This is a genomic window from Dankookia rubra (genome assembly GCF_004355005.1).
In the GTDB taxonomy this organism is placed as follows: domain Bacteria; phylum Pseudomonadota; class Alphaproteobacteria; order Acetobacterales; family Acetobacteraceae; genus Paracraurococcus; species Paracraurococcus ruber_A.
On the sequence record NZ_SMSJ01000003.1, the window covers coordinates 50765 to 65683 of the forward strand.

At 70.0% G+C, this 14919-nt stretch carries 14 protein-coding genes; 10 read left to right on the plus strand and 4 right to left on the minus strand.

From position 1 onward, the window contains the following. The first annotated feature begins 5 nt into the window (after positions 1–5). From E2C06_RS03385 to E2C06_RS03395, 3 genes are all read left to right on the plus strand, one after another. Positions 6–1256 (plus strand): lipoprotein-releasing ABC transporter permease subunit, encoded by a 1251-nt coding sequence (locus E2C06_RS03385; protein WP_133287352.1) that lies wholly within the window; start codon positions 6–8, stop codon positions 1254–1256. Beyond that, positions 1249–1935 carry an ABC transporter ATP-binding protein gene (locus E2C06_RS03390; RefSeq protein ID WP_133287172.1) on the plus strand — a complete coding sequence of 229 codons (687 nt, stop codon included), beginning with the start codon at positions 1249–1251 and terminating at the stop codon, positions 1933–1935. The genes E2C06_RS03385 and E2C06_RS03390 overlap by 8 nt, the downstream gene beginning before the upstream one ends. 420 nt (positions 1936–2355) lie before the next feature. Further along, on the plus strand, positions 2356–2550 hold the full coding sequence (locus E2C06_RS03395) for a GIY-YIG nuclease family protein (RefSeq protein ID WP_133287173.1): 195 nt from the start codon (positions 2356–2358) through the stop codon (positions 2548–2550). Between the two features lies 1 nt (position 2551). Here E2C06_RS03395 and E2C06_RS03400 read toward each other — a convergent pair whose 3' ends face one another. Both E2C06_RS03400 and E2C06_RS03405 read right to left on the minus strand, forming a co-directional pair. Then, positions 2552–2971 carry a hypothetical protein gene (locus E2C06_RS03400; protein WP_133287174.1) on the minus strand — a complete coding sequence of 140 codons (420 nt, stop codon included), beginning with the start codon at positions 2969–2971 and terminating at the stop codon, positions 2552–2554. A gap of 33 nt (positions 2972–3004) precedes the next feature. Next, a complete protein-coding gene (locus E2C06_RS03405; RefSeq protein ID WP_165982189.1) occupies positions 3005–3925 on the minus strand; it encodes a DMT family transporter in 921 nt (306 codons plus the stop codon). 46 nt (positions 3926–3971) lie between these two features. Between E2C06_RS03405 and dnaE the strand changes: the two genes are divergently transcribed. Beyond that, positions 3972–7421, plus strand: a complete 3450-nt coding sequence (gene dnaE, locus E2C06_RS03410) for a DNA polymerase III subunit alpha (protein ID WP_133287176.1) — start codon at positions 3972–3974, stop codon at positions 7419–7421. Between the two features lie 13 nt (positions 7422–7434). Here the strand turns inward: dnaE and E2C06_RS03415 are convergent, their stop codons facing one another. Both E2C06_RS03415 and E2C06_RS03420 read right to left on the minus strand, forming a co-directional pair. Beyond that, a complete protein-coding gene (locus E2C06_RS03415; protein ID WP_133287177.1) occupies positions 7435–8847 on the minus strand; it encodes a hypothetical protein in 1413 nt (470 codons plus the stop codon). 204 nt (positions 8848–9051) lie between these two features. Further along, positions 9052–9339 carry a hypothetical protein gene (locus tag E2C06_RS03420; RefSeq protein ID WP_133287178.1) on the minus strand — a complete coding sequence of 96 codons (288 nt, stop codon included), beginning with the start codon at positions 9337–9339 and terminating at the stop codon, positions 9052–9054. Between the two features lie 455 nt (positions 9340–9794). On the opposite strand from E2C06_RS03420, the gene rpsB reads away from it, so the two are divergent. The 6 genes from rpsB to E2C06_RS03450 all read left to right on the plus strand — a co-directional run bounded on the left by rpsB (position 9795) and on the right by E2C06_RS03450 (position 14917). Further along, positions 9795–10691, plus strand: a complete 897-nt coding sequence (gene rpsB, locus E2C06_RS03425) for a 30S ribosomal protein S2 (protein ID WP_133287179.1) — start codon at positions 9795–9797, stop codon at positions 10689–10691. 35 nt (positions 10692–10726) lie between these two features. Next, positions 10727–11647: a translation elongation factor Ts gene (tsf, locus tag E2C06_RS03430; RefSeq protein ID WP_133287180.1), complete on the plus strand. Its 921-nt coding sequence runs from the start codon at positions 10727–10729 to the stop codon at positions 11645–11647. A gap of 150 nt (positions 11648–11797) precedes the next feature. Beyond that, positions 11798–12520 (plus strand): UMP kinase, encoded by a 723-nt coding sequence (gene pyrH / locus E2C06_RS03435; protein ID WP_133287181.1) that lies wholly within the window; start codon positions 11798–11800, stop codon positions 12518–12520. Positions 12521–12706: 186 nt separating this feature from the next. Beyond that, entirely contained in the window at positions 12707–13279 is a 573-nt protein-coding gene (frr, locus tag E2C06_RS03440) for a ribosome recycling factor (RefSeq protein WP_133287182.1), read from the plus strand. Between the two features lie 110 nt (positions 13280–13389). Beyond that, positions 13390–14064 (plus strand): polyprenyl diphosphate synthase, encoded by a 675-nt coding sequence (gene uppS, locus E2C06_RS03445; protein WP_241671112.1) that lies wholly within the window; start codon positions 13390–13392, stop codon positions 14062–14064. Next, the gene (locus E2C06_RS03450) at positions 14048–14917 is read left to right on the plus strand and encodes a phosphatidate cytidylyltransferase (RefSeq protein WP_241671096.1); all 870 of its coding nucleotides are present in this window, start codon (positions 14048–14050) and stop codon (positions 14915–14917) included. Before uppS ends, E2C06_RS03450 begins: the two co-directional genes overlap by 17 nt. The last annotated feature ends 2 nt before the right edge of the window (positions 14918–14919 follow it).

Here is a 14919-nt window from a genome sequence, read left to right on the forward strand (position 1 = left end):
CGAACATGTTCGGCGCCTTCGAACGCGCGGTCGCCGCGCGCTACCTCTGGGCGCGCAAGGGCGAGCGCTTCGTCTCCGTCATCGCCGGCTTCTCGCTGGTCGGCATCGCGCTCGGAGTCGCCACGCTGATCGTCGTGCTCTCGGTCATGGGCGGCTTCCGGCAGGAGCTGCTCGGCCGCATCCTCGGGCTGAACGGGCATCTCGGCATCTCGGCGGTGCAGGGCCCGCTGACGGACTACGCGGCGGCCGCCGCACGCATCCGTGCCCTGCCGGAGGTCGCGCGCGCCGCGCCGGTGGTCGAGGGCCAGGTGCTGCTGACCACCGATGCCGGCGGCTCGGCCGGCGGCCTGGTGCGCGGCATCGCGCCGGAGGACCTGCAAACCCGGCCGATCATCGCCGGCAACATCAAGGCGGGCGATCTCGCAGCCTTCCAGGGTGACGACGCGATCGTCATCGGCGCCGGCCTCGCCCGCAGGCTTGAGGTCGGGATCGGCGACCGCGTCACCGTGGTCTCGCCACAGGGCCGCGTGACCGTCTTCGGCACCGTGCCGCGGCTGCGCGCCTACAAGGTTGCCGCGATCTTCGAGGTCGGGATGCAGGAATACGACAGCGGCTTCGTCTTCCTGCCGCTGGCCGCGGCACAGCTGTTCTTCCAACTGCCGAACGCCGTCAGCCAGATCGAGGTGCACCTGCGCAACCCGGACGAGTCGGACGCCGCCGCCCGTGCCATCCGCCGGGCGCTGGCCGACCGGCCGCTGCGGATCGCCGACTGGCAGGACGCGAACAGCGGCTTCTTCCAGCTAGTGCAGGTGCAGCGGAACGTCATGTTCCTGATCCTGACGCTGATCATCCTCGTCGCCGCCTTCAACATCGTCTCCTCGTTGACGATGCTGGTGAAGGACAAGGGGCGGGACATCGCCATCCTGCGCACCATGGGGGCGGGCAGGGGGGCGGTCCTGCGGATTTTCCTGCTCTGCGGGGCCGCGGTGGGCGGCATCGGCACGCTGGCCGGCTTCGGCATCGGGCTGGTCTTCTGCGCCAATATCGAGAGCATCCGGCAGGGGCTGATGGCGGTCACCGGCACCACGGTTTTCGACCCGGAGATCTACTTCCTCACCCGCATACCCGCGGTGGTGGACCCGGCCGAGGTGGCGCAGGTGGTCGGGCTCGGCCTGCTGCTGTCTCTGCTGGCGACCTTGATCCCGAGCTGGCGGGCGGCCCGGCTGGACCCGGTGGAGGCGCTGCGGAATGAGTGAGACGGTCCCGGCATTGCGCCTCGCGGCGGTGGAGCGGCGCTACCGCACCGAGGCGGGCGAGCTGCCGGTCCTGCGCGGGGCGGAACTGGCCTTGCAGGCCGGCGAGATCGTCGCGCTCGTCGCGCCCTCCGGCACCGGCAAGTCGACGCTGCTGCACCTGGCCGGGCTGCTGGAGCGGCCGGATGCGGGTGAGGTGTTCGTCGGCGGCCACGCCGCCGGTACGCTGTCGGATGCCGACCGTACCGCGATCCGCCGCACCACCATCGGCTTTGTCTACCAGTTTCACCACCTGCTGCCCGAGTTCACCGCGGAAGAGAACGTGGTGCTGCCGCAACTCGCCGCCGGCACGGCGCGTGGCGCGGCGAGGGGCAGGGCGCGGGCGTTGCTCGGCAGCTTCGGCCTGACCGGGCGCGAAGACCACCGCCCCGGCCGCCTCTCGGGCGGCGAGCAGCAGCGGGTGGCGATCGCCCGGGCGCTGGCCAATGCGCCGCGTATCCTGCTGGCCGACGAGCCCACCGGGAACCTCGATGTCGGCACCGCCGGGCTGGTCTTCGAGGAATTGCTGGCCGCGGTGCGCGGCCAGGGCCTGGCCGCGCTGATCGCCACCCACAACCCGGACCTCGCGGCGCGGATGGACCGGGTGGTGACGCTGCGGGAGGGGCGGGTGGTCGAGGCTTGAGGATCGCCGACGACACCGCATGGGATCTGCACAATCTGACGTGCGTCGCGCCGCTGCTCGATCGCCAGCAGGCGCGAGGCCTGGTCGCGCTGCTTCCACCGGTGCCTCGGCTGTACGCCCGGTACTTCCGCGGCTTGCCGGACTGCGTTCCGGTCGCCGCCGACCAGCAGCGTGAAGCGTTTCGCCTGGCCTATGTCGGGATCGCGCCACGGCGGCTGCGCACCAAGGACGGCCAGCCGGCCAGGGGACGCTGCGGTCCCGCATTCTCGGCAGTCGTCTTGGCGGCAATTCCGCCGCTTCGACCCTTCGCCTACCCTCGGTGTCCTGCTGGCGCGGCGCCTCGGGATTGCCCTTCGCGCTACAGGGAAGGGCGGGAAGGTGACCTTCGGTCGATCCGGAGAACGGCAGCTTTCCGAATAGATGGCCGAGCATGGGCGGGTGGTGGTCGTGCCGCATGACGCTGCCTGGACGGTGGAGGGCAGCCTGATCACCGAACCGCACGCGCCGCTGAACCTGCGCAACAATGCCGCGCACGCCTGTCATGCCGAGTTGACCGCGTTGCGGGAGGGCGCGCGCAGCGCAGCCGGGTCGGTTGCGACGCGCGACGCCGGATGAGCTACTCCGCCGCGACCATTCCCATGCGGGGCCGCGCCGGCTTGGGCGCTCCCTTCACCAGCAGCAGCACCAGCCGCGCCAGGAACAGCAGCGCCCCGGCCATCCAGACCATCGCCGCGCCGATTGCCAGGCCCGGCTGCTGGTGCTCGATCGACAGCCAGATGCCGAAGGGGAAGGCCAGCGCGGCGGCGGCCGAGAGTCCGTACTGCGCCAGCGCCGGCCCCGGCCGCGCCGCCAGTTCCGGCCAGGCCCGGTAGGTCAGCCCCATCAGCGCCAGCGAGGTCCAGCCGAGCAGGTTCAGGTGGGCATGCACCGGTGCCAGGTGGAAGTCATGCGCCATGCCCATGGCGATCCCCATGCCGACCCCGCAGACCAGGCAGAAGGCGGCGGTGGCAAGAAACAGCAGCGGCAGGCGAGGCATCGGTGGCGTCTCCGTATGGTGCATGCGAGCTGATTAGGCAGCCTCGCGCGCAGGGTCTGTGCGCTGGCGCACTGCCGGGCCGCGCCAGAGCGCGCCGCAGAGCATGCCGATGATCACCAGGACCATCCCTGCCACCTGCGTCATCGTCACCGCCTCCCCCAGCAGCAGCCAGGCCCAGAAGACGCCGAGCGCCGGGACCATCGGCGGCAGCAGCGCGCCGCGCGCCGGACCGAGCAGCGCCACCGCCCGGCTGTAGAGCAGCACCGCCACCCCGCCCGAGATCACGCCCTGGTAGGCCGCCTGGACCATCGCTTCCGCGGGATGGTCGGGAATCCCGCCCAGGCCGAAAACGCCGAGATGCAGCGGCACCCAGAGCAGCGAGACGGTCCCGACCACCGCCGCCGCCCGCGCGCCGGGGACTTGCCAATGCCGCATCAGCACGCCGTACAACGCCCAGATCAGCCCGCTGAAGAGCAGCATCAGGTCGCCCATCCAGGCCTGGTCGCCGCCCTCCGCTAGGCTGGCGCCGCCGATCAGCAACAGCCCGGCGGTCAGGATGAAGAGGCCGATGCGCACGCCGATCTCCGGCGCCTGTCGCAGCACCCACCAGCCGAGCAAGGGGGCGAAAAGCATCGTCCCGCCGGGGTTGAGGATCGAGGCATGCGTCGCCGGGGCGTATTGCACCGCCGCCGCGCAGAGCAGGAAATAGGGGGCGCCGGCCAGCAGGGTCAGCACGGCCGCGCGCCCCAGCGGCAGGCCGCCCGGCCCCACCCGCCATAGCACCCCGCCCAGCACCAGCCCCGCGAAGGCAGTACGCAGCAGCACCAGGTCGGCGACCGCGAGGCCATTCGCCAGGCCATGGCGGGAGGCGACGAAATTGCCGCTCAGCAGCACCATGGCGAGCACCCCCGCGGCGATGGTGCGGCGGTCCGCCCCCTGCTGTCTGTCCGGCATGGGCCGCAGCATGCCGGGGCCGGCGCCGCCGTGCTAGACTGCGCGGATGAGCGACTCGGCCGGCAGCTTCGTCCACCTCCATGCCCATTCCAGCTATTCGCTGAGCGAAGGCGCCATCAAGGCGGAAAAGCTCGCTGCCCTGGCGAAGGATGCCGGGATGCCGGCGGTGGCGCTGACCGACAGCGCCAACCTTTTCGGCGGGCTGGAGTTCTCCCAGGGGTGCTCGGGCAAGGGCATCCAGCCGATCATGGGCTGCCAGCTCTTTCTCTCCCGCACCGCCAGTGACGACCGGCCGGAGGCCGAGCGGCAGCCGCCCGACCCGATTGTCGCCCTGGCCATGGATGCGCGCGGCCTAGACAACCTGCAGCGCCTCTCGTCCCGCAGCTTCCTCGCCAGCGACGCCTCCGGCCGTCCCTGCCTGACGCTCAGGACGCTCGAGGAACATGCCGAGGGCATCTTCCTCCTGACCGGCGGGACCTTTGGGCCGATCGGCCGGCTGCTGGCCGAAGGCCGCCGCGCCCCGGCCGAGGCGCTGCTGCGCCGCCTGGCCGCGGCCTTCCCCGACCGCCTGGCGGTCGAGCTGAACCGGCATGGCCTCGACATCGAGCGGGCGATCGAGCCGCCCATGCTGGCGCTGGCCGACGAGCTCGGCCTGCCGATCGTCGCCGCCAACGACGTCTACTTCGCCACGCCGGCGATGCACGAGGCGCATGACGCGCTGCTCTGCATCGCCGAGGGCCGGACCCTGGCCGAGGAGGACCGCCGCCGCGTCACCGCCGAGCACTGGTTCAAGCCGGCCGCAGCGATGCGGGAGCTCTTCGCCGACCTGCCGGACGCCTGCGACAATACCCTGGCCATCGCCCGCCGCTGCGCGGTGATGGCCGAGGGGAAGAAGCCCGAGCTGCCGGTCTGCCCCAAGGTCATGCCGGGGATGACCGAGGCCGAGACGGTGCGCGACATGGCGAAGCGCGGGCTCGAACAGCGGCTCGACACGCTTGGGATGGCGGAAGCGGCGCGCGCCGAATACCGCACCCGGCTCGATTACGAGCTCGGCGTCATCGAGCAGATGGGCTTCTCCGGCTACTTCCTGATCGTCGCCGACTTCATCCAATGGGCCAAGGCACAGACCATACCCGTCGGCCCCGGCCGCGGCTCGGGCGCGGGCTCGGTCGCCGCTTGGGCACTGGCGATCACCGACCTCGACCCGCTGCGCTTCGGCCTGCTGTTCGAGCGTTTCCTGAACCCAGAGCGCGTGTCGATGCCGGACTTCGACATCGATTTCTGCCAGGACCGCCGCGACGAGGTGATCAACTACGTCCGCCGCGAATACGGGGCCGACCGGGTCGCGCAGATCATCACCTTCGGCAAGCTGCAGGCCAAGGCCGCGGTGCGCGACGTCGGCCGCGTGCTCGGCCTGCCCTATGGCCAGGTGGACCGCGTCGCCCAGCTGATCCCCTTCAATCCCGCCAAGCCGGTGACCCTGGCCCAGGCGATCGAGGGCGAGCCGCGGCTGCAGCAGCTGCGCGACAGTGACGAGCAGATCCACCGGCTGCTGGAGATCGCCAACCAGCTCGAGGGCCTCTACCGCAACGCATCGACCCATGCCGCGGGCGTGGTGATCGGCCGCAAGCCGCTGATCGAGATCGTCCCGCTCTACCGCGACCCGCGGGCCGACATGCTGATCACCCAGTACTCGATGAAGTATGTCGAGCAGGCCAGCTTGGTGAAGTTCGACTTCCTCGGCCTGAAGACCCTGACGGTGATCGAGAAGGCGCTGGCGATCCTCAAGGGGCAGGGGGTCGAGATCGACCTGGCCACCCTGCCGCTCGACGACGCCAGGACCTACGAGATGCTCCGCCGCGGCGATGCCGCCGGGGTGTTCCAGTTCGAAGGCGCTGGCATGCGCGACTGCCTGCGGCAGATGCGCGTCGACCGCTTCGAGGACCTGATCGCCGCGGTCTCGCTCTACCGTCCCGGGCCGATGGCCAATATCCCCGCCTACTGCCAGCGCAAGCATGGCGAGCCCTGGGAGAGCCCGCACCCGAAGATCCATCCCATCCTGGCCGAGACCTACGGGATCATGGTCTACCAGGAGCAGGTGATGCAGATCAGCCAGGAGCTCGCCGGCTATTCGCTCGGCGGCGCCGACCTGCTGCGGCGCGCCATGGGCAAGAAGATCGCCAAGGAGATGGAGCAGCAGCGCGCCATCTTCACCGAAGGCGCGGTGAAGAACGGCATCGAGCCCGCCAAGGCCACCGAAATCTTTGACATGATGGCGAAGTTCGCGGAGTACGGCTTCAACAAGTCGCACGCCGCGGCCTATGCCCTGGTCAGCTACCAGACCGCTTGGCTGAAGGCGAACCATCCCGTCGCCTTCATCGCGGCGTCCATGACCCTCGACCTCGACAAGACCGACAAGCTGTCGGGCCATATGCAGGAGGCGAGCCGGCTCGGCATCCCCGTCCTGTCGCCCGACGTGAACAAGTCCGGCGCCGAATTCCTGGTGGAAACCACCGAGGACGGCAAGCCGGCGATCCGCTTCGCGCTGGCGGCGGTGAAGCGCGTCGGCGCCGCCGCCATGCAGGACCTGGTGCGGGCGCGGGATGCCAAGGGGCCCTTCGCCTCGGTCGCCGAGTTCGCCCACCGGGTCGACCCGAAGCTGCTGAACAAGATGCAGATCGAGAACTTGGCCAAGGCCGGCGCCTTCGACAGCCTGGAGAAGAACCGGGCGAAGCTCGTCGCCGGCGCCGAGGTCATCCTCCGCCGCGCCCAAGCGGCGGCCGAGGAGCGCGCCAGCGCGCAGATCGCGCTCTTCGGCGGCGCGGATTCACGGCCCGAGCCGCTGCGCCTGCCGGAGATGCCGGATTGGCCGCAGCTGGAGAAGCTGTCCTACGAGGCGGAGGCGGTCGGCTTCCACCTCTCGGCGCATCCGCTCGACACCTACCGGTCGGTGCTGCAGCGGCTGGGCGTCACGCCCTCGACGAAGATCGAGGAGCGGGCCAGGGCCGGCGCAGCGCGGCTGAAGCTGGCCGGCACGGTGGTCAGCAGCAAGGAACGGCCGACCCGGACCGGCAGCCGAATGGCCTGGATCACGCTCTCGGACGCCGCCGGCAGCTACGAGGTGACGCTCTTCTCCGAAGTCCTGTCGCGGTCCCGCGACCTGATGGCGGAGGGCACAGCCGTGCTGGTCACCGCCGAGGCGCGGCTGGACGGCGAGATGCTGCGGCTGACCGCGCAGGACATGGAAGGGCTGGAGAAGGCGGCGCAGCAGGTCGGGCAGGGGCTCCGGCTCTGGCTCGAGGGCGATGCCGCGGTCAACCCGATCCGCGACCTGCTGAACCGCGAAGGCCGCGGCCGCGGCCGCGTGGTGGTGGTGGCCCGCACCGGCCAGGGGCAAGAGGTGGAACTGGCGCTGCCGGGCGGCTTCAACGTTTCGCCCCGCATGATGCAGGCGATGAAGGTATTGCCCGGCGTCGTCGAGGTGGAGCCGGTCTGACCGCCGGCCCGCGTCAGCCGCCGGACTTCACGGCCGACCCTGGCGCCCGCGCGTCCGCGCCCTCCCGCGGCCGATCCTGATCGCCGCCCGGCACCGGGCAATCGAAGGGCGGCGCCGTGGTCTGCAGCAGGCTGGTGCGGAAGGAGATCGGCAGCCGCGGCGCCTCGCCGGTCTTCTCGCTGTGCCGCAATTCCTCCCACTTGCAGGCAAAGGAGGTCGGCCGGTGGCGGAACATCGCCCTCGCGCCGCCCATCGCCGCCATGTCGCGGAAATGCACAGGCTTCGCCCAGAGCTCGCTGGGAGTCGCCAGTACCAGCAGGTTGGCCGCCAGGGCCAGTCCGCCCAGCACGGCCAGCGGCCGCAGCACGCGGGCCGATAGCGGCACCGCCAGCAGCAGCATCAGCACGCCGGGGATCAACAGCCGCTCGCCCGGGTTGATGACGTGCTGCGCCACACGCGGCAGGGCAACGAAGCCGAGGAGCAGCACCAACGAGGCGATGAGCACGGAGGCGGAAAGGACCCGGTCGCGCCTGCCGCGCCAAAGGCCAAAGCCGAGCATCCCGAGAAGTCCCGCGGCATAGACCAGGTTCACCAGCGTCCCGGCCCAGTACAGCGCCGGCCGCAGGATCTCGTCGCCGCCGGTGGCAAAGACGAAATTGTGGTAGGGGCCAAGCTTGGCAACCGTATAGGCCTTGTAGGCCAGGAAGGCGCCGGGCCCGCCGAGCGCGGCATCCGCTTCGGCCGGTTCCGGCGGCGAAGCCAGGACATACCAGGCGGTGAGCAGCAGCGCCGGTGTCAGGCCCAGGACCGCCGCGCGGATCCGGCGCCGCAGCAGCCCGCGCACCCCGACCAGGACGCAGAAGGCGGCAAAGACCGCGGCATGGGAGAAGAAAATCAGCAGCCCGAAACCGACGATTGGCCAAGCCTCCGCCCGGCGCGCCGGGGGCAGCACGAACCAGGCTGCGAGTAGCAGAAGCGCCAACTGATAGTTGACGTAACCGTTCCAGAATGGGGTGTTGCCGAAGACCGAGACCAGCAGCACAACCGCGAAGGCCCCGCCCGCGGCCGGCTGGCGCTGCCGGGCCAGTGCCAGGGCCACCGACAGCCCGGCGCCGAGCAACCCCAGCAGAAAGACCCGCGCCGCCAGGGTGGCCGGCAGCACCAGCGAGAGCAGGCCGAGCAGCGCCTGAGCCAAGCTGTTCGGCACCGGATGGGTGACGAGCGAAACCTCAGGCGTGCCGAGGCCGAGGATCATCCGCGCCAGCAGCGCGCCCTGGTAGGCCCATTCTGCGAAATCCTGCAGCGGCGGGTAGGGGGCAAAGACCAGCGCTGCGGAGATGGCAAGGGCCAGGATGACGGGGGGCGTCCACCAAGGGGCGGCAACATCCGCGCGAAGGACGATGCGGGTGCCGGTCGTAACTTTCATCGGTATCAGTCCCTCGGAATGCAGTGATGCTCAACTCGACGTAGTGATCGGACACGCCGATCCGGAACTGGCCGCGTTGCGTCGAAACCCCGGGGGACTGGCAAGTCTTGTTCTTGAATCCTCCTGACGGCCGGGGCGCCATGACAGACGCGCGCTGCCGAACCATCCATGAGGACTTCGCCCGGACTGACCGAGGCGGTCATATCAGGCGATGATCATAAAATCCTCGGCGGTGACGCCGGTTCCGTCGCGAAGCAGCGCGATCTGGATGATTCTGCCCGCGGCGCCGCCATCGCCGCCCCAGGCTAGGATGTGGCTCGTCATGGCGCGGACGAACCGCGGCTGCGCCCCGACCGCGAAGCTGGCCTCGTCCGGGTGCAGCCCGTCGACCGCCAGCAGGTCCATGCCTGCCCGCAGGCCTGCGCCGAACCCGGTCATCAGGAGCTCGAAGCGGCCCTCGGCGCCACCGACCAGCAGTGACGACGTCGCCACGTCCGACGGGGCGAAGGAGTCGGCGGGGCGAAGGAAACGGAAGGGATCGGCGCCGGGCCGTCCCAGGCGAGGCCGGACGGCAGGCCCTCGACCGCCTGGTTCCGGGTTAACGTGACGCTGGTGCTGCTGGCCTTGCTCTAGTGTCCCGGGATGGCCGCGCGGCTCGCCGCGCCAGGATGCTCCGTGGTCGCCTGCTGCAAATACCGGACGGTCGACCTGAGGGACGAAATACCGGACGGTCGATATGAGGGACGTGCAAAGGGAAGGGCAGGCCGTCGCGCGCCTTGCCCTCGTCGGCGGTGCATGCCATATGCCCGCCGTCGCCGTCGGGACCCTCCCGGCGCGCGGCAAATTCGCACGTGGCGCGCCCTTCCTTCGTGGCAGGGTCCGGTCCGGGGAGACATCCCGGGATGCGCCACGGAGGCTCAACCGGACGATTGGAAGGATTTCGCCCCATGGCGATGCCACAGGTTTCCCTGCGCGTGCTGCTCGAGGCCGGCGTGCATTTCGGCCACCACACGCGGCGCTGGAACCCGCGCATGGCGCCGTACATTTTCGGCGTGCGCAACCAGGTCCATATCCTCGACCTGCAGCAGACCGTGCCGATGATGGATCGCGCGCTGCGCGCCGTTCGCGACGTCGTCGCCGCCGGCGGTCGCGTGCTTTTCGTCGGCACCAAGAAGGCTGCCGCCGAGTACGTGGCCGAGGCCGCGACCAAGTGCGGCCAGTACTACGTCAACCACCGCTGGCTCGGCGGCATGCTGACCAACTGGAAGACGATCACCGGCTCCATCAAGCGCCTGAAGCAGATGGAGGAGCAGCTCGGCGGCAACATCACCGGTCTCACCAAGAAAGAGATCCTGATGCTGACGCGCGAGAAGGAGAAGCTCGACCGCGCCCTCGGCGGTATCAAGGAAATGGGCGGCCTGCCCGACATCATCTTCGTCATTGACGTGGTGAAGGAGAAGCTGGCGATCGAGGAAGCCAACAAGCTCGGCATCCCGGTGGTTGCCGTGGTCGACTCGAATGCCGATCCCCAGGGCGTCGCCTTCCCGATCCCGGGCAACGATGACGCCATCCGCGCCATCAATCTCTACTGCGACATGGTCGCCGGCGCAGTCTTCGACGGCATCTCGGCCGAGCTGCAGGCCAGCGGCGTCGATCTCGGCGCGACCGAGGAACTGCCGGGCGAGGACGACCTGCTCGCCCCCGACCTGACCCCGGCCGAGCTGGCCGGCGAGCCGGTGCTCGAGGATGCCCAGTCCAGCCCGACGGCCGGCCTCGATGCCGGCAGCCTCGAGGCGCTGGTCCAGGCCGCCCCTGAGGACGGCAGCCAGTCGACCCAGGCCTGATCGCGTCGAACGAATTTAGGACACGGGAGATACCCATGGCCGAAGTCACCGCCCTGCTGGTCCGCGATCTCCGCGATAAGACCGGTGCCGGCATGATGGATTGCAAGAAGGCGCTGGTGGAATCCGGCGGCGACATGGAAGCGGCGATCGACTGGCTGCGGAAGAAGGGCCTTTCGGCCGCTGCCAAGAAGTCCGGCCGCGTCGCCGCGGAAGGCCTGGTCGGCGTTGCCAGTGCGCCGAACTGCGCCTCGATGGTCGAGGTGAATGCGGAGACCGACTTCGTCGCCCGCAACGAGCAGTTCCAGAACTTCGTCTCCGAGGTCGCCGGGCTCATCCTCTCGGTCGGCGACGATATCGAAAGGATCAAGGCTGCGCCATTCCCCGGGACCCGCCATTCGGTGGCCGAGGAGCTGACCCGGCTGATCGCCACGATCGGCGAGAACATGACCATCCGCCGTGCCAAGCGGCTGGAGGTCAATGAGGGCGTGGTGGCAACCTATACCCACAACGCCATCAAGCCGGGTCTTGGCAAGATCGGCGTGCTGGCGGCGCTCGAAGGCTCCTCGGAGATCGCGGCGCTGGAGCAGCTCGGCCGGCAGATCGGCATGCATGTCGCGGCCACCCGGCCCGAGGCGCTCGACATCTCGGTAGTCGACCCCTCGGCGCTTGAGCGCGAGAAGGCCGTGCTCTCCGAGCAGGCCCGCGCGTCGGGCAAGCCCGAGGCGATCATTGAGAAGATGGTCGAGGGCCGGATCCGCAAGTACTACGAGGAAGTGGTGCTGCTGGAGCAGGTCTGGGTGCATGACGGCGAGAGCCGGGTGAAGGCGGTGGTCAAGAAGGCCGGCGGCAACCTGACCGGCTTCGCCCGCTTCCAGCTCGGCGAGGGGATCGACAAGCCGGTCGGCCCCGACTTCGCCGCCGAGGTTGCGGCCGCGGCCGGCACCGGCCCGGCCTGAGACGCATGCCCTTCCCGGGTGCCGCACCCGGGAAGGGCATGGTGCCCTGCCGCGAAACCGGCCGGCGCCTCTCGCCTCCTTGTTGATTCCGGTGCTTGCCCGGGTGTAGGTGGCTGCCTATCTTCACCCGCTTGCCGTGACGGTCCCCCAATGAGCCATCCGCCCAGCTACAAGCGTGTCATGCTCAAGGTGTCCGGCGAGGCACTGATGGGCGATGGGGAGTATGGCCTCGACACCCATACCTGCCGCCGCATCGCCGAGGACGTGCAGGGCGCCATAGCGCTTGGCGTCGAGGTCTGCATGGTGATCGGCGGGGGCAACATCTTTCGCGGCATTGCCGGCGCCGCCGCCGGGATGGACCGGGCCCAGGCCGACTACATGGGCATGCTGGCCACCGTGATGAACGCGTTGGGCATGCAGTCCGCGCTGGAGAAGGCCGGGGTGCCGACGCGGGTGCAGAGTGCCATCGCCATGCAGTCGGTCTGCGAGCCCTATATCCGCCGCCGTGCCATGCGGCACATGGAGAAGGGACGGGTGGTGATCTTCGCCGCCGGCACGGGCAATCCCTTCTTCACCACCGATACCGCCGCGGCACTGCGGGCCGCCGAGATGCAATGCGACGCTCTGTTCAAGGGAACCCAGGTCGATGGCGTCTACGCCGCCGACCCGCGCAAGAACCCGCAGGCCGAGCGCTATGTCACGCTGACCTATCTCGACATGCTGGCGCGCGACCTCGCGGTGATGGATGCAGCGGCGATCTCGCTTTGCCGCGAGAACAAGCTGCCGATCATCGTCTTCAATATCCACGAGCCAGGGGCCTTCACCGCCGTCATGCGGGGTGAGGGACGGTTCACCACCGTCGTGGAACACTGAGGCTGTTATCCGCGGCGGCGACTTGCCGCGGCGGGACAGCCAGTTAAACCAGGTGCCGGGTCGGAGTCTTGCCGCAATCGCGGCGCAGAACCGAGCCGGTGGGTCCGTCGGCGATCCGGGCGTGCCGTTTCGGCAAGCCCGGCCGCGGCAGGGCTGCGCCAATAACGGAGCGGGGGATCAGGGGCCATGCCGGCCGACCTCAAGACGTTGAAGCAGGATCTCACGCGCCGCATGGACGGCGCGATCGAGCTCCTGAAAAAGGAATTCTCCGGCCTTCGCACCGGCCGTGCCAGCCCGGCGCTGCTCGAGCCCGTCCGCGTCGAGGCCTATGGCAACAACCAGCCGTTGAACCAAATGGCCAATGTCCAGGTTTCCGGCCCCGGGCTGCTGTCGGTCCAGGTCTGGGACAAGTCACTGGTCAAGGCGGTTGAGATCGCCATCCGTGACTCGGGGCTCGGCCTCAACCCGCAGACCGAGGGCCAGGTGATCCGCGTCCCGCTGCCGCCGCTGACCCAGGAACGCCGCAACGACCTCGTGAAGACCGCGGGGAAGTATGCCGAAGGCGCCAAGGTGGCCATCCGCAGCGTCCGCCGCGACGGGATGGAGCAGGTCAAGGCCCAGGAGAAGGACAAGAAGGCGCCGATCGGCCAGGACGAGGCCAAGGGCTGGTCCGCCGAGGTCGAGAAGCTGACCGTTCAGTACATCAAGACCGTCGACCAGATCTTGGCCGACAAGGAAAAGGACATCAGGCAGGTCTGAGTCAGGTGTCCGGTGCCCCCAAGCTGAGCCTCGCGCCGCTCGATACGGCGACGGCCGGCGCCACGAGCCGCCCTGGCCAAGCCGGGCTGCCCGCGCATATCGCCATCATCATGGACGGCAACCGCCGCTGGGCCGAGGCGCGCGGCCTCCCCGTGCCGCTCGGCCACAAGGCCGGGGCCGAGGCGGTCCGCCGCACCATCGAGGCCTGCGTCCAGGAGGGCGTCGGCTGGCTGACCCTCTTTGCCTTCTCCTCCGAGAACTGGCTGCGGCCGGTCGAGGAGGTGCGGGCGTTGACCGGCCTGCTGCGTCTCTATCTCCGGGCCGAGGTGGCGACCCTGGCGAAGGAGGGCATCCGGCTCCGCGTCATCGGCGACCGTGCCCGCTTCGGCGCCGAGACGATGAAGGAGATCGAGCGGGCCGAGGCGCAGACCGCGCATGGTACCAAGCTGAACCTGACCGTGGCGCTTTCCTATGGTGGCCGGGCGGAGATCCTCGCCGCCGCCCGTTCGGTGGCGGAGGCGGTGCGCGACGGGACGTTCGACCTGGCCGAGCTGGACGAGGCGAGCTTCGGCCGCCGGCTCTTCACCGCCGAGATGCCGGATCCCGACCTGATCATCCGCACCTCGGGCGAGCAGCGCCTGTCGAACTTCCTGCTCTGGCAGGCCGCCTATGCCGAGTTCGTCTTCCAGGACGTGCTCTGGCCCGACTACGACGCCGAATCCCTCGGGGAGGCCATCCGCGAATTCGGCCGGCGGGAGCGGCGCTACGGTGCCCGCACAGGCTGAGCCATCCGATGCCGCGGCCACCCGGTCATCTCGCTGGCCGGATCTGCGGAAGCGGGTGCTCTCGGCGGCGCTGCTGGTGCCCGCCGCTATCCTCTGCATCTGGTTGGGGGCCGAGGCCTGGGCGGCGCTGATGGCCGCGGCCGTCGCGCTGCTTGCCTGGGAATGGGTCCGGCTCTGCGGCTTTTCCACCCACCGGCTGCCTGGACTGGCCGTGCCGATCCTGGTGCTCGCTGCCGGGACCCTGGCGGTCGAGGCCGCCTGGGGCTGGGCCATGGCGCTGCTGGCGGCCGGCTTCGCGGCGCTCTGGGCCTTTGGCCGGCCGGCCGGCGAGCCGCGTGCGCGCTCCGGTGCCTGGTTGGCGTTCGGCGTGGTTTATATCGGCTTGGCCGGCATCGCGCTGATCCACCTGCGGGGTGACACCGCGGCGGGACGGGGCAATGTCCTGTTCCTCTTCCTGGTGGTCTGGGCCAGCGACATCGGCGCCTACGTGGCGGGACGACGCTTCGGCGGGCCGAAGCTGGCGCCGGCCATCTCGCCCAACAAGACCTGGGCAGGCGCCGCGGGCGGGCTCGCCTCCGCCATGCTGATCGGGTTGCTGGCTGCCGCGGCGATCGCGCCGGCGGGGCTGGGCATTGGCCGGGTGCTGCTGGTTGCCGCCGTCCTGGCGGTGCTGGCGCAGCTCGGCGACCTGTTCGAGAGCTGGCTGAAGCGGCGCTTCAACGTCAAGGACAGCTCCGCCCTGATCCCCGGCCATGGCGGGCTGCTCGACCGGCTGGATGCGGTGCTGGCGGCGGCACCGGCGGCGGCACTGTTCGGGGCGCTGCTGGGCGCGGGCACCCCACTGTGGCATTGACG